The organism is Streptomyces sp. NPDC020958, from assembly GCF_055562175.1.
The window spans coordinates 334,363-361,332 of the sequence record NZ_JBVHFU010000002.1 but is presented as its reverse complement, the minus strand read 5'-3'; the positions used below and the strand labels follow the sequence as shown (position 1 = coordinate 361,332).

The 26,970-nt window shown below is 71.6% G+C and carries 19 protein-coding genes; 12 read left to right on the top strand and 7 right to left on the bottom strand.

Going from position 1 to position 26,970, the window contains the following annotated elements; genetic code table 11:
* Positions 1-47: 47 nt before the first annotated feature.
* The 6 genes from ACZ3KP_RS07440 to ACZ3KP_RS07415 all read left to right on the top strand — a co-directional run bounded on the left by ACZ3KP_RS07440 (position 48) and on the right by ACZ3KP_RS07415 (position 10,935).
* The gene (locus ACZ3KP_RS07440) at positions 48-983 is read left to right on the top strand and encodes an FG-GAP repeat domain-containing protein (RefSeq protein WP_467497205.1); all 936 of its coding nucleotides are present in this window, start codon (positions 48-50) and stop codon (positions 981-983) included.
* A 146-nt stretch (positions 984-1,129) separates the two neighbouring features.
* On the top strand, positions 1,130-5,572 hold the full coding sequence (locus ACZ3KP_RS07435) for a polymorphic toxin type 27 domain-containing protein (protein ID WP_467497203.1): 4,443 nt from the start codon (positions 1,130-1,132) through the stop codon (positions 5,570-5,572).
* 17 nt (positions 5,573-5,589) lie between these two features.
* On the top strand, positions 5,590-6,003 hold the full coding sequence (locus ACZ3KP_RS07430) for a hypothetical protein (protein ID WP_467497201.1): 414 nt from the start codon (positions 5,590-5,592) through the stop codon (positions 6,001-6,003).
* A gap of 247 nt (positions 6,004-6,250) precedes the next feature.
* Positions 6,251-10,141 carry a hypothetical protein gene (locus ACZ3KP_RS07425; RefSeq protein ID WP_467497199.1) on the top strand — a complete coding sequence of 1,297 codons (3,891 nt, stop codon included), beginning with the start codon at positions 6,251-6,253 and terminating at the stop codon, positions 10,139-10,141.
* A gap of 18 nt (positions 10,142-10,159) precedes the next feature.
* Complete coding sequence (locus ACZ3KP_RS07420; protein WP_467497197.1) at positions 10,160-10,552, top strand: hypothetical protein; 393 nt, start codon at positions 10,160-10,162, stop codon at positions 10,550-10,552.
* Positions 10,549-10,935: a hypothetical protein gene (locus ACZ3KP_RS07415; protein WP_467497195.1), complete on the top strand. Its 387-nt coding sequence runs from the start codon at positions 10,549-10,551 to the stop codon at positions 10,933-10,935. The genes ACZ3KP_RS07420 and ACZ3KP_RS07415 overlap by 4 nt, the downstream gene beginning before the upstream one ends.
* 80 nt (positions 10,936-11,015) lie before the next feature.
* On the opposite strand, the gene pyk is transcribed toward ACZ3KP_RS07415, so the two are convergent.
* The 3 genes from pyk to pta all read right to left on the bottom strand — a co-directional run bounded on the left by pyk (position 11,016) and on the right by pta (position 15,837).
* Positions 11,016-12,443, bottom strand: coding sequence for a pyruvate kinase (pyk, locus tag ACZ3KP_RS07410; protein ID WP_467497193.1), 1,428 nt, complete (start codon positions 12,441-12,443; stop codon positions 11,016-11,018).
* A gap of 80 nt (positions 12,444-12,523) precedes the next feature.
* On the bottom strand, positions 12,524-13,753 hold the full coding sequence (locus ACZ3KP_RS07405; RefSeq protein WP_467497191.1) for an acetate kinase: 1,230 nt from the start codon (positions 13,751-13,753) through the stop codon (positions 12,524-12,526).
* The gene (gene pta, locus ACZ3KP_RS07400) at positions 13,750-15,837 is read right to left on the bottom strand and encodes a phosphate acetyltransferase (RefSeq protein ID WP_467497189.1); all 2,088 of its coding nucleotides are present in this window, start codon (positions 15,835-15,837) and stop codon (positions 13,750-13,752) included. The genes ACZ3KP_RS07405 and pta overlap by 4 nt, the downstream gene beginning before the upstream one ends.
* Before the next feature lie 190 nt (positions 15,838-16,027).
* Here pta and ACZ3KP_RS07395 point away from each other — a divergent pair, with 190 nt between their 5' ends.
* Entirely contained in the window at positions 16,028-17,053 is a 1,026-nt protein-coding gene (locus ACZ3KP_RS07395) for an ATP-dependent 6-phosphofructokinase (RefSeq protein WP_358985329.1), read from the top strand.
* A 37-nt stretch (positions 17,054-17,090) separates the two neighbouring features.
* Here the strand turns inward: ACZ3KP_RS07395 and ACZ3KP_RS07390 are convergent, their stop codons facing one another.
* From ACZ3KP_RS07390 to ACZ3KP_RS07380, 3 genes are all read right to left on the bottom strand, one after another.
* A complete protein-coding gene (locus ACZ3KP_RS07390; RefSeq protein WP_467497187.1) occupies positions 17,091-17,804 on the bottom strand; it encodes a helix-turn-helix domain-containing protein in 714 nt (237 codons plus the stop codon).
* 99 nt (positions 17,805-17,903) lie between these two features.
* Positions 17,904-18,587, bottom strand: coding sequence for a response regulator (locus ACZ3KP_RS07385; RefSeq protein WP_467497185.1), 684 nt, complete (start codon positions 18,585-18,587; stop codon positions 17,904-17,906).
* Entirely contained in the window at positions 18,584-20,209 is a 1,626-nt protein-coding gene (locus ACZ3KP_RS07380) for a sensor histidine kinase (protein ID WP_467497183.1), read from the bottom strand. Before ACZ3KP_RS07380 ends, ACZ3KP_RS07385 begins: the two co-directional genes overlap by 4 nt.
* Positions 20,210-20,339: 130 nt before the next feature.
* On the opposite strand from ACZ3KP_RS07380, the gene ACZ3KP_RS07375 reads away from it, so the two are divergent.
* From ACZ3KP_RS07375 to ACZ3KP_RS07355, 5 genes are all read left to right on the top strand, one after another.
* The gene (locus ACZ3KP_RS07375) at positions 20,340-21,740 is read left to right on the top strand and encodes a cation:dicarboxylate symporter family transporter (protein WP_467497181.1); all 1,401 of its coding nucleotides are present in this window, start codon (positions 20,340-20,342) and stop codon (positions 21,738-21,740) included.
* 204 nt (positions 21,741-21,944) lie between these two features.
* On the top strand, positions 21,945-22,718 hold the full coding sequence (locus ACZ3KP_RS07370) for a DUF2127 domain-containing protein (RefSeq protein WP_132888960.1): 774 nt from the start codon (positions 21,945-21,947) through the stop codon (positions 22,716-22,718).
* 29 nt (positions 22,719-22,747) lie between these two features.
* Positions 22,748-23,176: a MerR family transcriptional regulator gene (locus tag ACZ3KP_RS07365; RefSeq protein ID WP_467497178.1), complete on the top strand. Its 429-nt coding sequence runs from the start codon at positions 22,748-22,750 to the stop codon at positions 23,174-23,176.
* The gene (locus tag ACZ3KP_RS07360) at positions 23,173-23,508 is read left to right on the top strand and encodes a thioredoxin family protein (RefSeq protein WP_467497176.1); all 336 of its coding nucleotides are present in this window, start codon (positions 23,173-23,175) and stop codon (positions 23,506-23,508) included. Before ACZ3KP_RS07365 ends, ACZ3KP_RS07360 begins: the two co-directional genes overlap by 4 nt.
* A 179-nt stretch (positions 23,509-23,687) precedes the next feature.
* Positions 23,688-25,928, top strand: coding sequence for a HelD family protein (locus ACZ3KP_RS07355; RefSeq protein WP_467497174.1), 2,241 nt, complete (start codon positions 23,688-23,690; stop codon positions 25,926-25,928).
* Here ACZ3KP_RS07355 and ACZ3KP_RS07350 read toward each other — a convergent pair.
* Entirely contained in the window at positions 25,925-26,920 is a 996-nt protein-coding gene (locus tag ACZ3KP_RS07350) for a hypothetical protein (RefSeq protein WP_467497172.1), read from the bottom strand. The genes ACZ3KP_RS07355 and ACZ3KP_RS07350 overlap by 4 nt on opposite strands.
* Positions 26,921-26,970: the final 50 nt, after the last annotated feature.

The following is a 26,970-nucleotide window of genomic DNA, read 5'->3' as shown; positions in this document are numbered from 1 at the left end:
CTCGTGCGCTCGTCCCCCGCCGACCTCGGAGGGGGACCTCGCACTCCATGTTCCGTCTCGTCAGACGCCCGCTGCGCCGAGCGGCGGTCGCGTCCGTACTCGCCGCGGCCGCCGTACTCGCGGTGACCACGGTGCGGACCGCGCCGTCCGGGCCCGCCGCACCCGATCCCGCCCGCGCCGCAGGCACCGACCGGGCGCCCCTGCTCCAGCAGGCCGCCGGCACCGGCACCGGGATGTTCCCGCTCCTCGCCCGCACCAAGGACGGGCACCTCCTGGACTGGGAGCCCACCGGCACCGGCGGGTTCAAGCCCAGATTCGACCTCGGCGGCGGCTACAACGACACGACCGCCCTGGCCCAGGCCAACATCTCCCGCAACCTCAGCGGCACCGACCTGTACGCCGTCATCGACGGCACGCTCTACTACACGGCCGAGCGCGGCACCGACACCAAGGTGCTCGGCACCGGCTGGGACGCCTACGACCTGCTCGTCTGCGCCGACAACCTGGGCGGCACCGCGCAGCCCGACCTGCTGGCCCGCGACAAGAACGGCGCGCTCTGGCTCTACCAGGGCAAGTCCGACGGCACCCTGTCCGCCAAGGTCCGGGCGGGCACGTCCGGTTGGGACGGGATGAACGAGATCACCGGCCGGGGTGACTACACCGGTGACGGCAAGGCCGACATCATCGCGCGCAGCACCAGCGGCACGCTCTACCTCTACCCGGGCACCGGCAACGCCACCGCCGACGCGGTACTCGGCAGCCGTGTCACGGTCGCGGCGGTCGGCGGCACGGCCTGGACCGCCTACGCCGATCTGGTCTCCGTGGGCGACAACGACGGGGACGGCAAGCCGGACCTGATCGCCGTGGACAAGGCGGGCGCGCTGTGGCTCCTCAAGGGCACCGGGAAGTCCTCGGCGCCCTTCGCCGCGCGCGCCCAGATCGGCCAGCCCGACCCGTGGTCCGGGATCAACCTGTTCTTCTGAGGGGCCGTCGCGTCCCTCCCCGTCCTCTCCCTTTCCTCTTCAGCTTCCCCTTCAGCAGATCGGCTGATCTCCGCATGCGCTCACACGCGTCTCCCACCCGGCGCGGACGCCGGAACGGGACCAGGCCTCCGGGCCTCTGGAGCGGTGTGCTCACCACGGCCACCGCGCTGGGTACCGCCGCCGTCATCGCCGTCACCGGCGGCCACCTCCCCGACATCGCCGAGCCGGCCGCCGCCGTCTCCGCCACCACGGGCGACACCGGTACCGCCGTCGACCTCAAACAGGCCGCACAGCTCCGCAAGGACCAGTGCCGCCTCGACTACGTCCTGCGCAAGGGCGGCCCGGCGATGAAGGAGGTGGCACGGACGGGCCTCGCCGGTACCCCGGACCAGGTGCACGCCGCCGCCGACGACGAGTACTGGAACACCACCCCGCTCTCCACCGCCTACGACAAGGACAAGGCGGCCGCCGACGCCAAGCAGACCGAGCTGACCGGCCGGCACACCGTCTGGGAGAAGTCCCTGGCGGTCGCGTCCCCGCCGCCGCCGTACACGTACTCCGGCTTCCAGTGGGTCCAGCCGCCGACCCCGTTCGACAAGATCGGTCTCAACGGCTGGATCTCCGACCAGTTCTGGCAGCAGGAGGGCGACTTCTACGTCGACCTGCAGCCCCTGGCCGGCAAGGACTCCGTCGACGCGGCCACCGCCGTCTACACGTCCCGGTACACGCAGGACGGTTCGGGCGACTACGACGACCGTCAGGCGTGGGACTCCATGCAGTTCATGCATGGCATGTACGCCGATGACGCGCGGCTGTTCCTCCAGTACGGCGGCTTCCCGACGAGCGCGCCCGCCCCGGACTCGATGGAGTTCCGGATCGACGTCGAGAACCTCAAGGCGCGCTTCGCCTCCTGCGCCTGGAGCAACCCGCCCGACCCGCACGGTGTGCTGAGCGAGGAACTGGGGGTCGCGGCCACCGAGTGGCAGAGCGAACTGGACGGGCAGAAGTCCCAGCGCAACGCCATCCTGGTGTCCGAGGCGCAGGCGTCCACGGACCTGAAGGCCGCCTCGCAGGCGCTCGGTGAGGCGCTCGGGCAGTCCCTGATCGCCGCCCGGCTCACCGACTGGCAGGCGTACTGGACCAAGCAGAAGGCCGCCGACCACCCGAACGACTACCCTTCCAAGGCGGAGTTCGACCAGGTCAAAAAGTGGATCACGGACGCGCAGGGCCGCGCCTCCGGCCGCCTCTTCGTCGCCTCCCGCGCCGCCCTGGACGCCCAGAACGCCGCCGCCGACGTCACCAAGGCGCAGAACGAGGCGTACGACACGGCCGACAAGGCCGGTCTGCCACGCGGCCGCGGCCTGCTCTACGGCCAGCAGGCCGCGCAGGTCACCAAGGCGTCCGCGGCGGCCGCGCAGGCCGCCGCGAAGGCGACCGAGACCGCCTTCCAGGCCACCCGCGCCTCGGCCGGCGACAGCAAGACGCTGGACGACCTGGCCAACACCCAGGCGCACGCCACGAAGGCCGAGTTCCGGCGCAAGGCCGCACAGGAGGCCGAGGCCCAGGCCAAGGCCGCCGCCGAGGGCGCCGCCGCCCAGGCCAAGGAGGCCGCCCAGCACGCCTCCGAGGCCAAGGCCGCCGAGAACAAGGCCGCGGCCGCCGAGCAGACGGCGAAGGACGCCGCCGACGACGCCGCGGCCAAGCGGCAGAAGGCCGAGTCGGAACGCGACTACGCCAAGGCGCAGAAGGACCTCGCCGCCGCCGAGCGGCAGAAGGCCAAGGACGCCGACGCCCGGGCCCAGTCGCAGCGCGACGTCGCGGCCGACAAGCTCTCCGACGCGCAGGCCGCGGGCAGGACCGCCGCCGACAAGAAGGACGCGGCGGTCGCCGCCGAGGGCCGGGCGGCGGACGCGCGCGCCGACGCGCACCGGGCCGACCAGCGCCGCGACAGCCTGGTGGCGAAGGCCGAGGCCGCGGAGGCCCTGCTGGCCGCCGTGGACGGCACCGCGGACGCCATCGAGGCCCGCACGGCGGCCACCAAGGCGCGCAAGGCGGCCGACGACGCCACCAGCGCGGCGACCGAGGCGCGCGCGGCGGCCGACGACGCCACCGAGGCGGCCACCAGCGCCCGCGAAGCGGCCACCAGGGCCGAGGGCGCGGCACGGCGGGCCCAGGCCGCGGCGGACGACGCCAAGGCGGACGTCAAGGTGACCGAGGCGGCGGTGAAGAAGGCGCACTCGGCCGCCGCCGACGCCATCGCCGCCTCCGCCGCCGCCAAGTGGAACGCCATCACCGCCAAGGCGGAGGCGGAGACCGCGCAGAAGGCGGCCACAAAGGCCCGCGGCGACGCCACGGTGGCCCGCTCCGAGGCCGGCCTCGCGGGCGCCGACTCGATCCGCGCCGCAGGCCACGCCTACGCCACCGCCCGGGCCGCCGCGGCCGCCCGTGACTCGGCGGCCCAGGTGGTCAAGCCCGCGAACGACGCCGTCGAACTCGGCTCCCCGTACGCGGAGACCGACGCGTCGGCGGGCCTCGCCGTGCTGACCGGTCAGGCCGCGAAGACGGCCGCCCAGCAGCAGGCGGCGCTGGCCAAGGCCAAGGCCGCCCAGGCGGCCAAGGCCGCGGCGGACGCCAAGGCGCTGGCCGCCGAGGCCGACGCCGACGCCAAGGCCGCCGCCGAGGCCGCGGCGAACGCGGCCGACTACGCCGCGCAGGCCGCCGGCTCCGCGGCGGATGCCCAGGCGTCGGCCGACGCGGCGGACGCCTCCGCGAAGGCGGCGCAGAAGTCCGAGGCGAACACCGTCGCGTACGACAAGCAGGCACAGGCGGACGCGGCGGCCGCACAGACGGCCGCCACCTCCGCCGACGGGTACGCCACCCAGGCCGACGCGGAGGCCGACGACGCCGAGCGGGACGCGGCGAGCGCCCGCAGCGCCGCGAGCGACGCGGAGAACGACGCGTCCACCGCGCGGGGCGTCGCCGACCAGGCCGAGAAGGACGCGGCCACCGCGGAGGCCGCCGCGGCCCACGCCCGCGAACTCGCCGTCGACGCGGCGAAGGACGCCATCCACGCCCAGCAGGCCGACTTCGACGACGCGGAGGAGCAGAGCCGTACCGCCGACGGCGGCGGCACGGGCGTCGAGGGCGTCGTCATGCGGCCCAGCGGCGACACCCTGGTCGACATCGACCCCCTGAGCGACTGCGTGGGCACCCACTCCGGCGCCCAGGCGGGCTGCGAGATCGACCTCAAGTACCACGTGTACGGCGAGATGGACTTCTACCTGGAGACCTGCTCGCTGCCCGGGGTCGAGCGCAGCAAGTGCGGGGCCGGCCTGAAGCGGGACTACCTGACGAGCATGCCGCTCGACGTGACCTTCGAGGAGAAGAAGGTCCACATCAACGGCTACACGCTCACCGAGCAGATCCTCAAGTCCGTGGCGCTGGCGGCGATCAGCGACATCGTCGGCTGCTCGAAGGGCCGGATCAGCAGCTGTGCGTGGCTCGTCGGGAGCATCGTCATCCCCGGCCTGCTCGGGAAGATGGCCGAGGCCGCGATCGCGATCCGCACGGCGGTGCGGGACGGCACGCGGATCAGCACGGCGCTGTGGGGTCTGCGCGGTTCGGGGTTGGCCGCGTCCGCCATGGCGCAGCTGGAACGGCTCGCCGGCAAGGCCCTGCTGACCAAGTGCTTCCCCGCGGGGACCCGGGTCGCCACGGCCGACGGGCCCAAGCCCATCGAGGACGTCAAGGTCGGCGACCGCGTCTGGTCCCAGGACCAGGCCACCGGCGGGAAGTCCCTGAAGCCGGTCCTGCAGCTGTTCCACCGTACCGTCGGCTCGCTGACGCGGATCACGACCGCCGACGGCGAGGTCGAGGCCACGGACTCGCACCGGTTCTGGGTGCGCGAACGCGGCTGGGTCGAGGCGGCGCAGCTACGGGCCGGAGACACCTTCGAGACCCGGGACGGCGGCTCCACACGGGTCCTCGGTACGTCGGTGGTCCAAGGACCGGTCCAGGTCTTCAACTTCGAGGTCGCCGAGAACCACACGTACTACGTGTACGCGGGGTCGCGGCCGGTCCTGGTGCACAACGACTGCCTCGAGGCGGTCCTCAAGGACCTGGTGAACGACGGGGATCACGTCATCCTCGGGATCAACCCCTTCGGCGACGACCTCGCCGAGAGTCTGGGCGGCCGCACGTTCAACGGTGATGCCTTCGCCCCCGAGCTTCCCGCCGAGATGGGCATGGGGCAACGCCCGGTCTGGACGGTCGGCGTGGAGAGGGCGGTGCGGAACCCGAACGTGGAGATCTCGGTGACCCTGGACGGTGTCAAGGGCGCCAGGACAGCCGACGAAGCGCTCGACGCGCTGCTCAAACGCGGGGAGTCGATCACTCCCGGAGACTGGGGGACCGTTCGCAGCAGCGGTTACGGGACCGCCTGGGAGATGGACCAACTGCGCAGGGCGGTCAGACTGGAGAACCGCAGTTGGTCGTCGATCAAGTGGTACATGACCAACGAGGAGGGCCAGGTCGTGCGGGTCTTTCCCGAGCGGTTCAAGTACCCCAACGGCGAGCCGGTTCCGGAGTAGAGGCGAGGATTGCGCGCATGGCAGATTTCATCCGCGAGGGTCGGTTGTTCCGGTTCGTCGGTTTCAATCCCTCGCACCGGCAGTTGTACCTCGCCAGTGAGGCACTCGCCGTGGACCGGACCACGACGCAGGTCGAGGTGTACATCGGGCACGTGCGGTTGATGCTCCTCAAGCCGTACTACCGCGACGGCCTGCACATCAGGCGTGCTTCGGAGGAGGAGTTCGCCGTACTCAGGGAACGGCACAAGCTCGAACCGGGGGACGCCGAGTACACCTGGATGCTGGAGCCCGACGGCGACAGCTTCGTCGTCGGTGGCAGACCGAGCTGGCGCGAGGCCGAGTACGAGCTGATGGGCGACCGTGAGGCCCTGTACGACGCGTCCAAGCCCTGGCCCCCGGACTTCCCCGCGCAGTGGGGCTCGATCGGCTGACGCCGACGGAAACCGTGGGCGCCCCCTGCCGTGGCAGGGGGCGCCCAAAAGGGGAACTAAAGAGAGGATATTGCTTTCGTAATATTCCCTGGTCTGACAGGATGATCGCGTCCCTGGGGGAGGGGGCGGGGTGGCGTGTCGACCGCACGCCGGAGGGGGATCTGTTCCTTTTTCATCCTTTGCTGCGTCCTGCCCGCTTTCTATGCGGACCGACTGACGGACTGACCATCCAGAGGAAGGAACGGACGTGCGAACAGCACAAAGGACCAGATACAGACGCACCGGGGGAAGGCGGCTCCGGCGGAGCATCGCCGGCACGGCGCTCGTCACCGCCGCAGCGGTGCTCGGCGGACTCTTCCACGCGGTCCCCGCCGCCGCTGACGAGCCGGGCGACAACCCGGCCAACCCCTACCAGCGCACCCTGCGCATCAGCCTGGGCGCCCAGGCGCGCGCGGACCGTTGCCAGGCGGGACAGGCCGTGCACTTCGGCGGCCCCGACCTCAAGGCGGCCGCAGCGGCCAAACTCACCGGCACGGACGCCGCACTGCGCGCCTTCGTGACGCCGGACGCGTCGCTCGGCGAGTGGGGCCAGGCCGCCGTCCGCGACCGGGACGCGGGAATCGCCGCCCTGAACGCGTTCCGGGACCGCCAGACCAAGCTGGACGAGACCAACAAGCCGTACCGCTCGGTGAACTCCTCGAACGGCCGGGACTTCTGGGCCCCCGAGTTCGGCGCGGACATCGTCACCTTCACCCTCGGCACGCAGCAGAAGCTGTACGACAAGGCCAAGGACGACCCCACCCCGCACCCCGGCCAGGCCTCCCTGGAGCAGGCCAAGAAGGTGCTCGACGCGTTCGACACCGGCGGGGACGCCTGGGCTGCCGCCTACAAGGACGTCGCCGGCAGGGATCTGCTCGACACGACCAACCTGGGCTATTCCTCGGCCAACGACATCGCCACCTTCCTGCGCTTCGGTGGCTTCGCGACCAAGGCCCCCGAGCCGGACTCGCTGGAGTTCCGTACCGAGGTCGAGGCACTGAAGCAGGCCTGGGCGGCGTGTGACAGCGACAACCCCATCGACCACTACCGGGTGCTGACCGCAGCCGTCACCACCGCCTACACGGAGTGGGAGTCGGAATACGCCGGCCAGGCCGATCAGCGCAAGCAGATCGTCGCCGCCGAGGCCGCCGCGGCGAAGGAGACGCGGGCCGCCACCGAGGCCATGACCGAGGCGGTCCGCCAGGCGTGGCTCGCGGACCAGATCCTGTACTGGCAGAAGTACTGGGCCGCCCACAAGGACTCCATCAATTACCCCAAGGCCGCCGACTTCACCAAGGCGACGGCCGACCTGAACGCGGCGAAGGCCGCCGCGGCCAAGCAGGTGACCGTGGCGGACGCGGCCGTCGCACGGGCGAAGACGGCCGCCGACACCGTGACCACCCAGCAGCAGAAGGCCTGGCAGATAGCCGACGCGGCGAAGCTGCCCCGCGGCCGGGGCCTCCTGTACGCCCAGCAGTCGGTGCAGGTGACCAAGGCCTCGTACGCCGCCGCCCAAGCCGCGGCGAAGGCCACGCTGACCGCCTCGAACGCGGCGAAGGCCACCGTGGCCGACTCCCAGACGCTTCTGGCACTGGCCAAGACCCAGACGCACGCGCTGAACACCGAGTTCCGCAAGACGGCCGCACTGGAGGCCAAGGCCCAGGCGAAGGCCGCCGCCGAGTCCGCGGCCAAACTGGCCGCCGAGGCCGCGGCCGACGCCACCACCGCGAAGAACGCCCGCGCGACGGCCGAGAAGGCGGAGCAGGACGCCAGGACCGGTGCCGCCGAGGCGAAGCGGCAGCGGGAGGTCGCGGAGGCCGAGAAGGCGAACGCCGAGCGGGAGCGGGACAAGGCGGCCGCCGAGCGGAAGAACGCCCAGGCGGCCGAGGCCCGGGCGCGCACCGAGGAGAGCAACGCCCAGCAGGCCCTCTCGGACGCGAGCGCGGCCGGCGCCACGGCGTCCGAGAAGCGGGCCGCGGCCGAGGAGGCGGACCGCCTCGCTTTCCAGAAACGCAACGAGGCGGTGAAGGCGGAGCACGAGCGGGACGCCACCGCGTCCCGGGCAGCCGCTCTCGAATCCGCGGCCGCGGCGGCCGCGGGAACCGATGCCGCCACCGAGACCCGGCAGGCGGCCACCGAGGCGCGGGGTGCGGCTACCGCGGCCGCCGGGGCGGCAAGCCGGGCCAGGGCCGCGGCGAACGACGCGTCGGCGGCCGCGGTGAGCGCCCGCGCGGCGGCCACCCGCGCAGAGGCAGCAGCCTCACGTGCCCGTTCGGCGGCCGACGCCGCCCAAGCCGCTCACCGGAAGACCACCGCGGCCGCGGCCACCGCGCACGCGGCGGCGGCCGAGGCGATCGACGCGGCGGCAGCGGCGAAGGAGAAGGCGAGAAAGGCCGACGGCGAGGCCAAGAAGGCCCAGGCCGCCGCCATTGCCGCGCGCAAGGAGGCCACCGCCGCACAGGCCGAGGCGGTCAAGACGGCAGCATGGTCGGCGAAGACCGCCGGGTACGCCACCGCCACGGCCCAGTACGCGCAGGCCGCCCGGGACGCGGCCACCGCGACCACCAAGACGGCCGACGAAGCGATCAGCCTCGGCTCCCCCTACCAGGAGTCTGACTCTTCCGCCGCGTTCGCGGTACTGGTCGGCCAGAGCTCCAAGACCCTTGCTCAGCAGCAGGCCGCCGCGGCCAAGGCCAAGTCGGACGAGGCGAGGAAGGCGGCGGCGCAGGCCAAGGCGCTGGCCGACAAGGCGGCCGGCGACGCCAAGATCGCTCTTCAGGCAGCGTCCGACGCGGCCGCCTACGCGGTGCAGGCGGTCGACTCCGCCGCCGCCGCGAACGCCTCGGCCGCCGCCGCGTCCGCAGACGCGGCGGCGGCGAAGAAGGCCGACGCGAGCGCTCAGAAATACGACGAGCAGGCGGGTACCGACGCCTTCTACGCCAACTTCGCGGCGAACGAGGCGGAGTCGGCGTCCACGCAGGCCGACCGTGATGCCACCGAGGCCGAACGGGACGCCGTGAGCGCCCGCTCCTCGGCCGACTCCGCCGAGAGCGCCTCCGCGCAGGCCGACCGGGTCGCCTCGGCTGCCGAAACGGACGCCGTCAAGGCCGAGAAGGCGGCCGCCGACGCACAGGGGCACGCCGAGGAGGCGGACGCCGCAGCGGACCGTGCCGAGAAGGCCCAGCGCGAGCAGGTGGAGGCCCTCCGCAAGCAGCGTGCCGACCAGCCGTACGACGCCCCCGCGCTGAGCAGTGACCTGGAGGCCGCCCTGCTGCGCGTCTGCGGTCAGGAGTGCCTGGACCAGTACCGCGCGGCCCAGGCGCTCGCCTCGATGGACCTGCTGGCCTGGGTCAAGCAGAACGGCGGTCAGATCCTCCTCGACTACATCGGCTGGACCGACCTGAAGAACTGCTTCACCAAGGGTGACGTCGAGAGCTGCCTGTGGACGCTGGTCAACGTGATCGGCGTGGCCATCCCGCTGACGAAGATTCCCGCCGTCGGCAAGGCGATCATCAAGGTCTCCAAGGGGGTCACCGAGTTCTTCGAGGGGTCGGCCAAGGCGAAGCGCACCCTCGACAAGCTGCGCAAGCTGGCCGAGAAGGCGAAGAAGGAGCCCGGCCTCCCGGCGTGTGTGCGCAGGCCGTCGGCGCGGACCGCGGTGTTCTCGTCGGCGAAGTCGTCCTCACCGGTGCCGGTGGCCGCTGCCGCCGCCTCGGACGACGACGAACCGGACCTCTGCAACCTCGACGAGCTGGCCGACCTGTCGTACGAAATCCTGGACTTCTTCGACGAGAAGTACGGGCCCGACGTGGCCGACGGCATCGAGTACCAGTGGAAGCGGATGATGGGAGACAGCAAGGAGGCTGCGGACCACAGCATCCCGGGCATCGGCCGGGACCTGAAGGCCATGGCCGAGTACTTCAAGGGCTGGCGCGGAAAGGGCACGCACCGGGACTCCCGGACCGGCAATCCCGTCGCCTACGACGAGGACAAGGGCGTGATCGTCATCATCACGTCCCGGTTCATCCACGGCTACAAGCTGCCCAAGGCCGACTTCCTGAAAGGCGGACGCTATGTCCCGAACGTGCCCAACCAGTAGTGCGGCGGCGGTGACGGCGTGAGGACCGAGGTCGCACTCCGGCGGAACGGCGCGGAGTTCGTCGTACGGCTCACCCGTTCCCAGGCGCTCGCCATGCGTGAGGCCCTGGCCTTCCTGCGCAACCGGGACCTGGGTGAGCACGTCCTGGCGCTGCAACTGGGCGCGACCGCGAACGAGGTCGACGACCTGGTCGAACGGCTGGCCGTCGACGCCGCGGAGCCGGTCGAGGTCCGGTTCCGGTGGGAGGAACTGCACACCGTGCACGCCGCTCTCACCTCGGTGGCGACCATGTTCCTGTCGGGCGGAAGGCTCTCGCAGGAGGCGTTCCGGACCAGGCTGGGCTTTTTCCGCGAGAACCTCGACGCCCTGGCGCTCGGCATCGCCGACGCCGTCCGCGAGGTGACGGGATGAGGGCGCGCCTGCGGCTCACCCGTGAGGGCGACGCGTTCGTCGCGCGCGTCACCCCGGCCCAGGCCGAGGCGTTCCACCGGGCGCTGACGTTCCTGCGGGCGCGGGTTCCGGGTGACGCGGCGCTGGTCGTGCGGCTCGGTGCGGGGCCCGAGACCGTCGACGCCCTCGCCGGGCGGTTCGCCCACCGGCCCGAGACCTCCTTCGAACTCCAACTGTCTCTTGCGGAATTGCACGTCCTGCACAGTGCCATGACCGCGTCGGCCGTCGTGCTGCTGGAGCGGGGCATGTTCTCGGAGGAGGCGTTCCACCGTGAACTGGCCTTCTACCGGGAGAATTTCGATGCCCTGGCACAGGGCATCGCGGAGGCGGTCGCCGAGGCGTGAGCCGGCGGTGGTGAAACGGCTGAGGGCGCCCCCTGCCGCAGGGGGCGCCCTCAGTGCCGTGAACGGCCCCTAGCGGGGCGTCACTTGTTGATGCCGCCGATGTGGTGGACGCGGAGCATGTTGGTGGTGCCGGGGACGCCGGGGGGCGAGCCGGCCGTGATGATCACGGTGTCGCCGGGGTGGAAGCGCTTGATCTTCGCGAGCTCCTGGTCGACCATGTCGACCATCTCGTCCGTGCTGTTCACGAACGGCACCACGTGCGACTCCACGCCCCAGCTGAGGGTGAGCTGGTTGCGGGTGTTCTCGTCGGTGGTGAAGGCGATGATCGGCTGCTGGGCGCGGTAGCGGGACAGACGGCGGGCCGTGTCACCGGACTGCGTGAAGGCGACCAGGCCGCGGCCGCCGAGGAAGTCGGCGATCTCGCAGGCCGCACGGGCCACCGAGCCACCCTGCGTACGCGGCTTCTTGCCGGGGACGAGCGGCTGCAGCCCCTTGCTCAGCAGCTCCTGCTCGGCCGCCGCGACGATCTTCGACATCGTCTTGACGGTCTCGACCGGGTAGGCGCCCACCGAGGACTCCGCCGACAGCATGACCGCGTCGGCGCCGTCCAGGATCGCGTTGGCCACGTCGGAGGCCTCGGCGCGGGTCGGCCGGGAGTTGGTGATCATCGACTCCATCATCTGGGTCGCCACGATCACCGGCTTGGCGTTGCGCCGGCACAGCTCGATGAGCCGCTTCTGCACCATGGGGACCTTCTCGAGCGGGTACTCGACGGCCAGGTCGCCACGGGCCACCATGACGGCGTCGAACGCCATCACGACGCCCTCCATGTTCTCCACCGCCTGCGGCTTCTCCACCTTGGCGATGACGGGGACCCGGCGGCCCTCCTCGTCCATCACCTTGTGGACGTCGTCGACGTCCTTGGCGTCCCGCACGAAGGACAGCGCGACCATGTCGCAGCCCATGCGCAGCGCGAACCGCAGGTCCTCGACGTCCTTCTCGGACAGCGCGGGCACGTTGACGGCCGCACCGGGCAGGTTGATGCCCTTGTGGTCGGAGACGACACCGCCCTCGATGACGATCGTCTTCACCCGCGGGCCCTCGACGTCCAGGACCTTCAGCTCGACGTTGCCGTCGTTGATGAGGATCTGGTCGCCGCGCGAGACGTCGCCCGGCAGGCCCTTGTAGGTCGTACCGCAGATGGTCTTGTCGCCCGGGACGTCCTCGGTCGTGATGACGAACTCGTCACCGCGCTCCAGCTCCACCGGTCCCTCGGCGAAGGTCTCCAGGCGGATCTTCGGACCCTGCAGGTCGGCGAGGACGCCGATGGCGCGCCCGGTCTCCTTGGCGGCGGCCCGGACGCGGTCGTACCGCCCCTGGTGCTCGGCGTGGGAGCCGTGGCTGAAGTTGAACCGGGCCACGTTCATACCCGCCTCGATCATGGCGACGAGCATCTCGTGGGAGTCGACCGCGGGGCCGAGAGTACAGACGATTTTCGAACGGCGCATGGGGCGATCCTATCGGTTTGTTTCGCTGCGGAATATTCCGTCTGGCGGAAGATACAAATGGGCGCCTATATGCTCAGCTGTTATTCACCGTCGCTGTTACTTGCGGGTTTACTTCCGACCAGCGCGTACGTCTGCTCGGCGATCTCCAGTTCCTCGTCCGTCGGCACCACGGCGACGGCCACCCGCGCATCCGCCGGGGATATCAGCCGCGGCCCGTCCGTCCGGGCCGCGTTCGCCTCCGGATCGACGACCAGCCCCAGCCCGTCGAGCCCGGCCAGGGCGGCCTCCCGCACGGGCGCCGCGTTCTCCCCGACCCCCGCCGTGAACGCCACCGCGTCCACCCGGCCGAGCACCGCGTAGTAGGCGCCGATGTACTTCTTCAGACGGTGGATGTAGATGTCGAAGGCGAGCTTCGCCTGTTCGTCGCCCTCGTCGATCCGGCGCCGGATCTCCCGCATGTCGTTGTCACCGCACAGTCCGAACAGACCGCTCCCCTTGTTGAGAAGAGTGTCGATCTCGTCCATGGACATTCCGCCAACACGCGCCAAATGGAAAATGACGGCCGGGTCCAGATCGCCGGAACGGGTTCCCATCACGAGACCCTCCAAAGGCGTCATCCCCATGGAGGTGTCCACGCACCGCCCGCCGCGGACCGCCGAGGCGGACGCCCCGTTGCCCAGATGCAGCACGATCACGTTCACCTCTTCCGGTGCCTTCCCCAGCAGCCGTGCGGTCGCCCGCGACACGTACGCGTGCGAGGTGCCGTGGAAGCCGTAGCGGCGGACCCGGTGCCGGTCGGCGATCTTCGGGTCGATGGCGTAGCGGGCCGCCGCCTCCGGCATGGTCGTGTGGAACGCCGTGTCGAAGACGGCGACCTGCGGCAGGTCCGGACGGAGCGCCTGCGCGGTGCGGATGCCGGTCAGGTTGGCCGGGTTGTGCAGCGGGGCGACCGGGATCAGCCGCTCGATCTCGGTGAGCACGGCGTCGTCGATCACCGTCGGCTCGGTGAAGAACATCCCGCCGTGCACCACCCGGTGCCCGATCGCGGCCAGCTCCGGCGAGTCGAGCCCGAGCCCGTCCTTCGCCAGCTCCTCCGCCACCGCCTTCAGGGCGGCCTCGTGGTCCGCGATCGGTCCGTTCTGCTCCCGGGTACCGCCGCCGATCAGGCAGCTGTGCTTCAGCCGCGAGGTCTGCTCGCCGATCCGCTCGACCAGGCCCGTCGCCAGCCGGTCGCCGCCGCGCATGTCCAGCAGTTGGTACTTCACCGACGAGGAGCCGGAGTTGAGGACGAGGACACGACTGGGGCTCACTGGGCTGCCTTCTCGCTCGGGTTCTGGGCCTGGATCGCCGTGATGGCGACGGTGTTGACGATGTCCTGGACGAGGGCGCCCCGGGACAGGTCGTTGACGGGCTTGCGCAGTCCCTGGAGCACCGGTCCCACGGCGATGGCGCCGGCCGACCGCTGCACCGCCTTGTAGGTGTTGTTGCCGGTGTTCAGGTCCGGGAAGATCAGCACGCTGGCCTGCCCGGCGACCTCGGAGTCCGGCAGCTTGGTGGCGGCCACGGACGGCTCCACGGCCGCGTCGTACTGGATCGGGCCCTCGATCAGCAGGTCGGGCCGCCGCGAGCGCGCCAGCTCGGTCGCCTCCCGCACCTTGTCGACGTCGGCGCCCGAACCCGACGTGCCCGTCGAGTACGACAGCATCGCGATCCGCGGCGCCACCCCGAACTGGGCCGCGGTGGCGGCCGACTGGATGGCGATGTCGGCGAGCTGCTCGGCGTTCGGGTCCGGGTTGACCGCGCAGTCGCCGTACACCAGCACCTTGTCGGCGAGGCACATGAAGAACACGGAGGACACGATCGACGACCCGGGCTCGGTCTTGATGATCTCGAACGCCGGCCGGATGGTCGCCGCCGTGGAGTGCACCGAACCCGACACCATGCCGTCGGCCAGACCCTCCTGGACCATCAGGGTGCCGAAGTAGTTGACGTCGGAGACCACGTCGTAGGCCAGCTCCACGGTCACGCCCTTGTGGGCGCGCAGCAGCGCGTACTGCTCGGCGAAGGAGTCCCGCAGTTCGGAGGTGGCCGGGTCGATCAGCTGGGCGCCGCCGAGGTCGATACCGAGGTCGGCGGCCTTCTTGCGGATCTGGTCGGCCGGGCCGAGCAGGGTCAGGTCGCACACGCCCCGGCGCAGCAGCACCTCCGCCGCGTGCAGCACCCGGGTCTCGGTGCCCTCCGGCAGCACGACCCGCCGCCTGTCGGAGCGGGCCTGCTCCAGGAGCTTGTGCTCGAACATCATCGGGGTGAGGCGGCCGGTGCTCGGCGCCGAGACCCGCTTGTCGAGGCCGGCGGTGTCGACATGTCGCTCGAACAGGCCGAGCGCCGTCTCCGCCTTGCGCGGGGTGGCCGCGTTCAGCTTGCCCTCCAGGGCGAACAGCTGGGCGGCGGTCGGGAAGCTGTTGCCGGGCACGGAGATCACCGGGGTGCCCGGGGCGAGCCGGGCGGCGAGGGTCAGGATCTCGTCGGTGGGCCGCTCGCCCAGGGTGAGCAGCACACCGGCTATCGGCGGGGTGCCGGCGCTGTGCGCGGCCAGCGCGCCCACGACCAGGTCGGCGCGGTCGCCCGGGGTCACGACCAGGCAGCCCGGGGTCAGGGCGGGCAGGAAGCTCGGCAGCATCGCCCCGCCGAACACGAAGTCCAGCACGTCGCGGGCCAGCCCGGAGTCGTCGCCGAGCAGCACCTTCGCGTCCAGCGCCTGCGTGATCTGGGCGACCGTCGGCGCGGAGAGCGCGGGCTCGTCGGGCAGCACGTACACCGGCACCGGCAGCCGGCCGGCGATCCGCTCGGCTATCTCGTCGCGGTCCGCGCGGGCCACCCGGTTGGCGACCATCGCCAGCACGTCGCAGCCGAGGCCGTCGTACGCCCGGAACGCGTTGCGGGTCTCCGCGAGCACCGACTCCGCCTGCTGGCCGCGGCCGCCGACCACCGGGATCACCGAGGCGCCGAACTCGTTGGCCAGCCGGGCGTTGAGGGACAGCTCGTCGGGGAACTGGGTGTCGGCGTAGTCGGTGCCGAGGACCAGGACCACGTCGTACTCACGGGCCACCAGGTGGAAGCGGTCCAGGAGCGTGGAGACCAGTTCGTCGACGCCCTGCTCGGCCTGGAGGGCGGACGCCTCGTGGTAGTCCATGCCGTACACCGTGGCCGGGTCCTGCGAGAGGCGGTACCGCGCACGCAGCAGCTCGAACAGCCGGTCGGGACCGTCGTGGACCAACGGCCGGAAGACCCCGACCCGGTCGACCTGCCGGGTCAGCAGCTCCATCACGCCCAGCTCGACGACCTGCCGGCCGTCGCCGCGGTCGATCCCGGTCACGTACACGCTGCGCGTCACGTGTGCACACTCCGTTCCCTGCGTATCGGCATACAACTCGGCATAAAAATCGCCCACCAAGGTGAGCAGATCCCTCTTGACAATACCCCCGCTGCCGGATAAGGCGCCCGTCAGGATTTCATCGCCCTGTACGCCATGAAACAATCGGATCGGCTCATCGGTCACGACAGCGAGCAGGAGACACACCACCATGCGTATCGGAGTTCTCACCGCAGGCGGCGACTGCCCCGGCCTGAACGCCGTCATCCGATCGGTGGTGCACCGCGCGGTCGCCCAGTACGGCGACGAGGTCATCGGTTTCGAGGACGGCTTCCGGGGTCTGCTCGACAGCCACTACCGCCCCCTCGACCTGGACGACGTCGGCGGCATCCTGGCCCTCGGCGGCACGATCCTGGGCTCGTCGCGACTGGAGCGGGACCGGCTGCGCGAGGCGTGCGACCGGGCCACCGACATGGTGGCCGAGTTCGGCATCGACGCGCTGATCCCGATCGGCGGCGAGGGCACCCTGACGGCGGCGCGCATGCTGTCCGACGCCGGCCTGCCCGTGGTGGGCGTCCCGAAGACCATCGACAACGACATCTCCTCCACCGACCGCACCTTCGGCTTCGACACCGCGGTGGGCGTGGCCACGGAGGCGATGGACCGGCTCAAGACCACCGCCGAGTCGCACCAGCGGGTGATGGTGGTCGAGGTGATGGGCCGGCACGCCGGCTGGATCGCCCTGGAGTCCGGGATGGCGGCGGGCGCGCACGGCATCTGCCTCCCCGAGCGGCCCTTCGACCCCGCCGACCTGGTGAAGATGGTCGAGGAGCGGTTCGCCCGCGGCAAGAAGTTCGCGGTGGTCTGCGTGGCGGAGGGCGCCCATCCCGCCGAGGGCACGATGGACTACGGCAAGGGCGCGATCGACCAGTACGGCCACGAGCGGTTCCAGGGCATCGGTACGGCACTGGCGTACGAGCTGGAGCGGCGGCTCGGCAAGGAGGCCAAGCCGGTCATCCTCGGGCACGTCCAGCGGGGTGGGACGCCCACGGCGTACGACCGGGTGCTCGCGACACGGTTCGGGTGGCACGCGGTGGAGGCGGCGCACCGGGGGGAGTTCGGGAGGATGACCGCGTTGCGCGGGACCGACATCGTGATGGTGCCGCTGGCGGAGGCGGTGACCGAGTTGAAGACGGTGCCGAAGGACCGGATGGACGAGGCGGAGTCCGTCTTCTGAGGGGCGCGTTCAGTCGGGGGCGTTCAGTCGGGGGCGTTCAGGGAGAGCCCTTCGCCATCGCGTTCCAGAAGTGCGTCACTATCCGTGCCAGGAAGTCCTCGCCCAGCTGCTGGGCCCGGGTGGACGCGGGTGTGTCGCCCCAGGGCAGCGTGGCCGTCATGCGGCCCTGGTACTCCTCGTGGAGTGCGCGCAGGGTGGTCTCGAGCAGGTGTCTGTCCAGGGGGACCAGCTTGCTCAGCTGGCGGACGTGGGCCTGCCAGCGGGTGGTGACCGCGCCGCGCAGCAGGTCGGCCAGCTTCTCCTCCTTCCCGGTGACGGTGACGAAGTCCGGCAGGGACAGGTGCAGGAGGTCGGCGAGGACCGCGGACTGCCGCTCGGTGCCCCGCCAGTTTCCGGCCTCCTCCATCTCCAGGTAGGGGAGGAGGTCGAGACCGACGGCCATCGCCACGTCCTCCGGAGCGACGCCCCGGGCGATCCGGTGCTCGCGCAGCGTCCGCGGCCGGCCGATCAGGTCACCCGGGGAGCACCACAACGCCCCCGCGAGGGCGGTGAGTTCGGGGCTGGTCGGGGTCACCGCCCCCTGCTCCCAGGCCCGCACGAGATCGGGCGTCGCGTACGGCATCCCGTACGACACACGCAGGTCGTGGGCCACGTGCTCGGGCCCCATGCCGAGCGCGGACCGCAGTCTGCGGGCGGCGGGGGCGTCGAAGGGGGGACCTGGCTGGTTCGGCAGAGCTGGGGGTCGGCGCACAGCCGACAAGCTAGGGGTGCGCGGGCGGCGTGACTACGGTCCGTTCGGCCAGGAACACGGATTGTGGGAACGTACGGTTTCGAGCGCGGTTTCGGCCCGTCATCTGCCCCGCCCCCACCGGTACACCAGCTCCGGCCTTCCCACCTGCCCGTACAGCGGGCTCCGCCCGGCCCGGCCCGCCTCGACCAGGTGCTCCAGGTACCGCCGGGCCGTGATCCGGGAGATCCCCACGCCCTCCGCCAGAGCCGCGGCCGTCAGGCCCTCCTCCGCCTCCCGCAACGCGACCGTCACCCGCTCCAGCGTCGGCGCGCTCAGCCCCTTGGGGAGCGCCGCGGGCGTCGGCGCGCGCAGCGCCGCCAGGGCCCGGTCCACCTCGTCCTGCCCGCTGGCCTCGCCCGCCGCCGCCCGGAACTCCGAGTACCGGGTCAGCCGGTCGCGGAGGGTCGCGAAGGTGAACGGCTTCAGGACGTACTGGACCACGCCCAGTGAGACGCCCTCCCGGACCACCGCCAGGTCCCGGGCCGACGTCACCGCTATGACGTCCGCCTGATGCCCCGCCGCCCGGAGCGAGCGCGCGAACTGCAGGCCGTGCACGTCCGGCAGGTGCAGGTCGAGGAGGAGGAGGTCCACCGGCGTGCGGTCCAGGATCCGCCGCGCCTCCGCTCCCGTGTGCGCCTTGCCCACCGCCACGAACCCCGGCACTCGGCCCACGTACATGACATGCGCGTCCGCGGCCACCGGGTCGTCCTCGACGACCAGGACTCTGATCGGCTCCCCGGTCATCCGGCCCTGCCTCCCGTCACCGACGCCCGCAACGGCAGCCGTACCTCGAACACCGCTCCACCCTCGGGAGCCTCCGTCACGGTCATGGTGCCGTCCAGCCGTACGACCGCCTGCCGTACCAGGGCCAGGCCCAGCCCCCGCCCGCCCGGTCCCGCCGGCTTGGTCGTGAAACCGCGCTGGAAGACCAGCTCCGCGTGGGCGGGGTCCACCCCCGACCCCGTGTCCGTCACCCTCATCACCAGCTCGGCGTCCTCCGCGTAAGCGGTCACTGTCACGCGCGCCCCCACCGACCCCTGGGCCGCGTCCACCGCGTTGTCGATCAGGTTGCCGAGGATGGTCACCAGATCGCGTGCCGACAGGCTCTCCGGTAGCAAACCGTCATCCAGCCGGCTCTCGTCCGAGACCACCAGCTCCACGCCCCGCTCGTTGGCCTGGGCGGTCTTGCCCAGCAGCAGCGCGGCCAGGACGGGTTCGGCGACCGCCGCCACCACCTGGTCGGTCAGCGCCTGCGCCAGCTCCAGCTCGGCCGTCGCGAAGTCCACCGCCTCCTCGGCCCGGCCCAGTTCGATCAGCGAGACGACCGTGTGCAGCCGGTTCGCCGCCTCGTGGGCCTGCGAGCGCAACGCCTGCGTGAAGCCCCGCTCCGAGTCCAGCTCGCCCATCAGCGACTGGAGTTCCGTGACGTCCCGGAGGGTCACGACGGTGCCGCGGCGTTCGCCGCCCGACACCGGGGAGGTGTTCACCACGAGGACGCGGTCCGCCGTCAGGTGCACCTCGTCCATGCGCGGCTCGGAGGACAGCAGCGCGCCCGTGAGCGGCGCCGGGAGCCCCAGCTCGGCCACCGAGCTGCCCACCACCTCCCCTTCCGGGCCCACGCCCAGCAGTTCCCGGCCCCCGTCGTTGATCAGTGCCACCCGGTACTGCCCGTCCAGCATCAGCAGGCCCTCGCGCACCGCGTGCAGCGCCGCCTGGTGGTAGTCGTGCATGCGGCTCAGCTCCGCCGCGTTCATGCCGTGGGTGTGGCGGCGGAGCCGGGCGTTGACGACGTACGTCCCGACCGCGCCCAGCACCAGGGCCCCCGCCGCCGCCCCGAGCAGCGCCGTCACCTGCTCCTGGACCCGCCGGCTGATCGCCTCCACCCGGATGCCGGCGCTCACCAGGCCGATCACCCGGCCGTTCTCCGTCACGGGCGTCACCGTGCGCACCGACGCGCCGAGCGTGCCCTTGTAGGTCTCGCTGTAGGTGTGGCCGTGCTGGGCCGCGTCGATGTGGCCGAGGTACCGCCTGCCGATCTGGCCGGGGTCGGGGTGGGTCCAGCGGATGCCGTCCGGGGTCATGATCGTGACGAAGTCGACCTCGGTGTCCCGCATGACCTGGAGGGCGTACGGCTGGAGCTGCGCGGAGGGATCCCGCGTGTGGATCGCCGTACGCACCGACGGCGAGTCCGCCACCGACCGGGCCACCGCCGTCGCCTGCCGGGTCGCCGCCTCCTGCGCCTGGTGGCGGTCGCTGACGTAGCTGAACAGCGCGTACCCGGCGACCAGCACCGCTATCAGCACGGCCTGCATCGCGAACAGCTGGCCGGCGAGGCTGCGGGGCCGGGGGACGGACGGGAAGCGCATGTCAGCAGTGTGCCCCCGGGGTGAACCGAGAACTAAATGAACGGAAGGGTGACCGCCCTCACAGACCGGGAGATAGTCACGGCATCCCCCCGCAAGCCCGGACGTGAGCCGCACGCCGGTCGTACCGACGATGACGTCAAGGAGGCGAGCCGTGACGACGACGCCAATGGCACCAGCCGCACCCGCCAGGAGAGACCGCACCCACTACCTCTACATCGCGGTGATCGTCGCCGTGGCGCTCGGTATCGCGGTGGGCCTGATCTGGCCCGACGCCGGAGTCGAGCTCAAGCCCCTCGGAACCGGCTTCGTCAACCTGATCAAGATGATGATCTCGCCGATCATCTTCTGCACGATCGTGCTCGGGATCGGGTCCGTGCGGAAGGCCGCCAAAGTCGGCGCCGTCGGCGGTATCGCCCTCGGCTACTTCCTGGTGATGTCCTTGGTCGCGCTGGCCATCGGCCTGGTCGTCGGCAACGTCCTGCACCCCGGCGACGGCCTGCACCTGACCAACGCCCTCAAGGCCTCCGGGCACAGCCAGGTCGACTCCGAGGCGCTCGGCCCCGTCGACTTCGTCCTGTCGATCATCCCGACGACCTTCGTGTCCGCCTTCACCGAGGGCCAGGTGCTGCAGACCCTGCTCATCGCGCTGCTCGCCGGGTTCGCGCTGCAGGCCATGGGCCCGGTCGGACAGCCGGTGCTGCGCGGTGTCGAGCACATCCAGCGGCTCGTCTTCCGCATCCTGGGCATGATCATGTGGGCCGCGCCGATCGGTGCCTTCGGCGCCATCGCGGCCGTCGTCGGCTCCGCCGGGATCGACGCCCTCAAGAGCCTCGCCGTGCTGATGCTCGGCTTCTACGTGACCTGTGTGCTCTTCGTCTTCGTCGTGCTCGGCGCCCTGCTGCGGCTGGTCGCGGGGCTGAACATCTTCACGCTGTTCAAGTACCTCGCCCGCGAGTTCCTGCTCATCCTGTCCACCTCCTCCTCCGAGTCCGCGCTGCCGCGGCTCATCGCGAAGATGGAGCACCTGGGTGTCAGCAAGGCCGTGGTCGGCATCACCGTCCCCACCGGCTACTCCTTCAACCTCGACGGCACCATGATCTACATGACCATGGCGTCCCTCTACATCGCCGACGCCCTCGGTACGCCGATGTCCGTCAGTGAGCAGATCCCGCTGCTGCTCTTCCTGCTGCTGGCCTCCAAGGGCGCGGCGGGCGTCAGCGGCGCCGGCCTCGCCACGCTGGCCGGCGGTCTGCAGTCGCACAAGCCCGCGCTGGTCGACGGCGTCGGACTGATCGTCGGCATCGACCGCTTCATGAGTGAGGCCCGCGCCCTGACGAACTTCGCGGGCAACTCGGTCGCCACCGTCCTGATCGGCACCTGGACCAAGGACATCGACAAGGCCCGGATGCAGCGGGTGCTCGCCGGTGACCTGCCGTTCGACGAGAAGACGCTGCTGGACGAGGGCGGCGAGACCGGCACGCCCGAGCCGCCGGAGCTTCCCGAGCAGCGCGAGGAACTGGCCAAGGCCTGACGCCTGCGACCGGACCCCGGGCGTCCGGCCCGGCCTGAACCCGGGCCGGCCGCCCGGCCACCGCCCTCCGGGCGGCTGGGACTCCCCCCCGTCGCTCAGCCGCCCGGAGGCCGGCCCACCCCTCGCCCCCGCTTGTCACCCGTATCCACTAACGTGCCGTTCCTGTTCAACGGGAACGGCACGCGGCATGTGGAGGCTCGGGGGATGAAGATCGACTGGGATCGGCGGCACTGTGCGCGCAAGGGGCATGTCACCTACGCACCCGACGACCCGCGACTGCGGGTGCGGCTGCACGCCCAGACCGCGGTCGGGGACGTGTGGCGCTGCCTGCGCTGCGGGGACTTCGTCCTCGGCGAGCCGCACGGCTCGGGGCCGGCCGCCGACGCCCCGCTGGTGCCGCGCGGAAAGGTGCTGCGGGACCTGTTCATCCTGCGCTTCCTCGCGGTCGAGCGGGCGGTGCGCGGGGTGTTCATCGTGCTGGTCGCGGTGGCGGTGTGGAAATTCTCCAACAGCCAGGACGCGGTGCGCCGGCTGTTCAACGAGTACCTGAACACCTTCCGGCCGGTCTTCCGGCACTTCCACTACGACCTCGACCATTCACCGGTCGTCGGTTCCATCCAGAAGGCCTTCGGTTACCGGCATTCCACCCTGCTGCTGGTCGCGGGACTGCTGTTGGCCTATGCACTGATCGAACTCGTCGAGGCGGTCGGCCTCTGGTACGCCAAGCGCTGGGCCGAATACCTGACCGTGGTCGCCACCGCCGCGTTCCTGCCGCTGGAGATCTGGGAGCTCACCGAGAAGGTCAGCTACCTGAAGATCGCCACGCTGGTGCTGAACATCCTCGCCGTGCTCTACATCGCCCTCGCCAAGCGGCTGTTCGGGCTGCGTGGCGGGCGCCGGGCCTTCGACGAGGAACGGCACAGCGCCTCGCTGCTGGAGGTCGAGGAGTCCGCCGGTCTGCAGCCGACCTTGCCTTGACGCCGACGTCAACGCCTACGGTCGTACCCATGCGAATCGGCGAGCTGGCCGCACGTGCCGGGACCACCACGCGCACCCTGCGGTACTACGAGGCGCGCGGGCTGCTGCCCGCGCGGCGCTCCGGGAACGGTCACCGGACGTACGACGAGAGCGACCTGTTGCTGCTCAGGCAGATCCGGACGCTGCGGGACTTCGGGTTCGAGCTGGAGGAGACCCGGCCGTTCGTGGAGTGTCTGCGGGCCGGGCACCCGGAGGGCGACACGTGCCCCGCCTCGCTCGCGGTCTACCGGCGCAAGCTCGCGGAGCTGGACTCGCTGATCGGCGAGTTGCAGGCCGTGCGGGCGACGGTGGGGGCTCAGTTGGAGCGGGCCGAGCGGGTGCGGGACGAACTGGCCGCCGACGCGGGGGTTCCGGGTGGTCCGGAACCGGTGTGCGAGCTGGGAGGGGTATTTCCATGATCAGGGCGGCGGGCGTGGCCGAGGTGACGGACGCGGACTTCGCGGCGGAGGTGATCGAATCCGAGGTGCCGGTACTGGTGGAGTTCACCGCCGACTGGTGTCCGCCGTGCCGGCAGATGGGACCGGTTCTCACGGCGCTGGCGGCGGAGGAGGGCGAGCGGCTGAAAGTGGTCCAGCTGGACGTGGACACCAGTCCGGAGACGACCAACGCCTACCGGGTGCTGTCGATGCCGACCTTCATGGTGTTCCGGGGCGGTGAGCCGGTGCGCTCGATGGTGGGCGCGCGGCCGAAGCGGCGGCTGGTCGAGGAGCTGAACGACGCACTGGGCTGAACCGCTTGGCCATACGAAGAATCCCCCGGCAATTGCGCCCGGGGGATTTCTTTGCGTATATTCAAGAGTTCGCGACTTCGTATCGACGGCCAAGTCGATCGGAACGCGAAGAAGTTCAGTGAGCACAGTATATCCGGGCGGGAGCGGAATTGTCAAACACCGACTTTCCAGATGATGAATTGCGGCACGAGCAGGAATTCATCGACGGACTGTACGAACGGGTGGACGCGCTGCGCGGCGACACCGAGGGCTCGGTCGCGGACGCCCTCGCCCTCGGCGACAAGCCGATGCAGGCCCGCCTGGAGCGGGACATCCTGGTCGCCGAACGCTCCGGGCTGCTCGCCGCGCTGAACGCCGTCGACGGCTCCCTCTGCTTCGGCCGGATCGACCTGACCTCCGGCACCAGGCACCACATCGGCCGGATCGGGCTGCGCCTGGACGACGCCGAGCGCACCCCGGTCCTCATCGACTGGCGGGCCGAGGTCGCCCGCCCCTTCTACCTGGCCACCGGCCACACCCCGATGGGCCTGCGCCGCCGCCGGCACATCGGCACCGACGGCCGCCGGGTCACCTCCCTGCACGACGAGATCCTCGACCTCGGCGACCGCGAGCGCACCGGGCACGAGGACCCGTCCGGCGACGCCGTGCTGCTCGCCGCCCTCACCTCGGCCCGCACCGGCCGGATGAACGACATCGTGCAGACCATCCAGGCCGAGCAGGACGAGATCATCCGGGCACCCCACCGGGGAGTGCTGGTGGTCGAGGGCGGCCCGGGGACCGGAAAGACGGCGGTCGCGCTGCACCGGGCCGCCTACCTCCTCTACGAACACCGGGAGCTGCTCGCCAAGCGGGCGGTCCTGATCGTCGGCCCGAACCCCGCCTTCCTCGGCTACATCGGCGAGGTGCTGCCCTCGCTCGGCGAGACCGGGGTGCTGCTCGCGACGGTCGGGGAGCTGTTCCCCGGCGTGCGGGCGACGGCCGCGGACACCCCGGCGGCCGCCGCGGTGAAGGGGCGCGCGGACATGGCCGACGTGCTGGCCGCCGTCGTACGCGACCGGCAGGCGCTGCCCGACCCGGTCATCACCGTCGAACACGACCGGGAGGTGCTGATGCTCGACGACGGCCTGGTCAACATGGCCCGCGAGCGCACCCGGGCCGCCCGGCTCCCGCACAACGTGGCCCGGGAGTACTTCGAGGGCCACATCCTCAACACCCTCACCGAGCTGTACGCGGAACGGGTCGGGACCGACCCCTTCGACGGCAGCAGTCTCCTGGACGCCTCCGACATCACCCAGATCCGCGACGAGCTCGCCGAGAACCCCGAGGTCTGGGCCGCCGTCGACCGGCTGTGGCCGCTGCTGACCCCGAGGCGCCTGGTCGCCGACTTCCTCGCCGAACCGGAGCGGTACCTCGGCGCCGAGGACGCGGCCGCGATCCGCCGCCCCGTCACCCGGGCCTGGACCGTCTCGGACGTCCCGCTCCTCGACGAGGCGGCCGAACTGCTGGGCGTCGACGAACGCGCCGCCCGCGCCCGCGCCGAACGCGAACGCGAGACGCAGATCGCCTACGCGCAGGGCGTCCTCGACGTCTCCTACGCCTCGCGCACCTACGAGTTCGACGACAAGGAGGAGGACGACCCCGACGCCTCGGAGGTCCTCTCCGCGCACGACATCATCGACGCCGAGCGGTTCGCCGAACGCCAGGAGGAGGAGGACTTCCGCAGCGCGGCCGAGCGGGCCGCGGCCGACCGCACCTGGGCCTTCGGGCACATCATCGTCGACGAGGCCCAGGAGCTCTCCCCGATGGCCTGGCGCCTGCTCATGCGGCGCAGCCCGACCCGCTCCATGACCCTGGTCGGCGACCCGGCCCAGACCGCGGAGGCGGCGGGCGTCGGCTCCTGGTCGGAGATCCTCGAACCGTACGTGGCGGACCGCTGGGAGCACACCCGGCTCGGGGTCAACTACCGCACCCCGTCCGAGATCATGGACCTCGCCGCGGCCGTGGTCCGCGCCGAGCACCCGGACTTCGAACCACCGAGCTCGGTCCGGTCGACGGGTGTCCGGCCCTGGATCCGCCGGGCCGACGGCGACCTGCCCGAGACGGTGGCCAAGGCGGTCGCCGAACTCACCCCGGCCGAGGGCCGGCTGGCCGTCGTCGCCCCGCGTGACCTGCACCGCGCGCTGGCCGCCCGGCTGGACGGCGTCACGGCGGGCGCCGAGCCGGATCTGACCCGCACGGTCGTCCTGCTCGACCCCCGCCAGGCCAAGGGCCTCGAGTTCGACTCGGTCCTGGTGGTGGAGCCGGGCCGCTACGGCACCAGCGACCTCTACGTCGCCCTGACCCGGGCCACCCAGCGGCTGGGCGTGCTGTACACGCACGGGCTGCCGGAGGCACTGGCCACCGCGGTCACCGCGCCTTAGGCCCTGTCGTCACATTCCCGCCTGCCCTGCGACGCCATGCACGCTCCCCAGCCTTCGGCCGGGGGGACCCCCAGAGCACGCACCTGACGCCGCAGGGCCGCCCTCCGGGCGACGATGGGAATGTGACGACAGAACCTAGCGGGGCTCCCGCCGGGCGACGGCGGCGGGTAGCTCGGGTGCAGCGCGGCGGACAGGGGCGCGAGCGACGCGCACAGCGCGGTCGGGAAGGCCGGTTCGCGGTGCCGCACCGCCGCGCAGCCCCCGGTCGCGGTCTCGAAGAACGGCTGCCAGCCGGCGCGTTCGGCGCGGAAGAAGAACCGGTCGCCGAGACGGGACGTGCAGGCGGCGTCGGTGGTGTCGTCACCGCAGGCCGGTCCCGTGCGCCAGGAGAAGTCCAGGACCAGCCACCTGCCGTCGCAGTGCTCGGCGTCCCGGTAGGCGTGCAGGGGCGCGTCGGCGGCGATCATCGCCTGGTCGTAGGAGGCCGGGGTACAGCCGGTGGCCGGCGGGTGGCAGCCGAGCCGCCCGCACAGCCGCAGCGCGGGCGGCTTCGCGCCGTCGGCGGTGAAGAGGGCGGAGTTGTCGACCACCAGCGTCCGCGTGCCCAACGGCTCGGGCAGCCGCACCCGCGCCGTGGCCGTCTTCTCCTTGGTGCACCCGGAACTCGTGTCACCGTAGGTGGTGCTGTAGGTGATCTGCACATGGACGGCGCCCGGCACGGCGCCGTACTCGGCGTCGGTGTCCACCGCCTTCAGGTCCCGGTAACACGGGTGCGGGCCGACGGGCACCTTGGTGTCAAGGCTCAGCGTGCGGTGGTCGGCGGCGAGCCGGGCACCGGTGACCGCCGAGGGCGACACGTCGGTCCACGGTACCGGCCCGGTCTTCGTGGGAGCGGCCCCTCCACCCTGTCCCGCCACCACCGTGCCGCAGCCGCCCAGGAGCAGGACGGCGACGGCACACAGCAGGGCGGCCGGTGATCCCCCAGGTCTCACGTGCCTCGATCCCCCCGTGTAGCACGTCTGTCGACCCGGTCACTGTACGC

Excerpts from the sequence above, each read along its gene's own strand:
- ACZ3KP_RS07440 (WP_467497205.1), top strand. The coding sequence starts at position 48 with ATGTTCCGTCTCGTCAGACGCCCGCTGCGCCGAGCGGCGGTCGCGTCC.
- ACZ3KP_RS07430 (WP_467497201.1), top strand. The coding sequence starts at position 5,590 with ATGGCAGATTTCATCCGCGAGGGTCGGTTGTTCCGGTTCGTCGGTTTC.
- ACZ3KP_RS07415 (WP_467497195.1), top strand. The coding sequence starts at position 10,549 with ATGAGGGCGCGCCTGCGGCTCACCCGTGAGGGCGACGCGTTCGTCGCG.
- pyk (WP_467497193.1), bottom strand. The coding sequence starts at position 12,443 with ATGCGCCGTTCGAAAATCGTCTGTACTCTCGGCCCCGCGGTCGACTCC.
- ACZ3KP_RS07395 (WP_358985329.1), top strand. The coding sequence starts at position 16,028 with ATGCGTATCGGAGTTCTCACCGCAGGCGGCGACTGCCCCGGCCTGAAC.
- ACZ3KP_RS07385 (WP_467497185.1), bottom strand. The coding sequence starts at position 18,587 with ATGACCGGGGAGCCGATCAGAGTCCTGGTCGTCGAGGACGACCCGGTG.
- ACZ3KP_RS07380 (WP_467497183.1), bottom strand. The coding sequence starts at position 20,209 with ATGCGCTTCCCGTCCGTCCCCCGGCCCCGCAGCCTCGCCGGCCAGCTG.
- ACZ3KP_RS07375 (WP_467497181.1), top strand. The coding sequence starts at position 20,340 with ATGACGTCAAGGAGGCGAGCCGTGACGACGACGCCAATGGCACCAGCC.
- ACZ3KP_RS07370 (WP_132888960.1), top strand. The coding sequence starts at position 21,945 with ATGAAGATCGACTGGGATCGGCGGCACTGTGCGCGCAAGGGGCATGTC.
- ACZ3KP_RS07365 (WP_467497178.1), top strand. The coding sequence starts at position 22,748 with ATGCGAATCGGCGAGCTGGCCGCACGTGCCGGGACCACCACGCGCACC.
- ACZ3KP_RS07360 (WP_467497176.1), top strand. The coding sequence starts at position 23,173 with ATGATCAGGGCGGCGGGCGTGGCCGAGGTGACGGACGCGGACTTCGCG.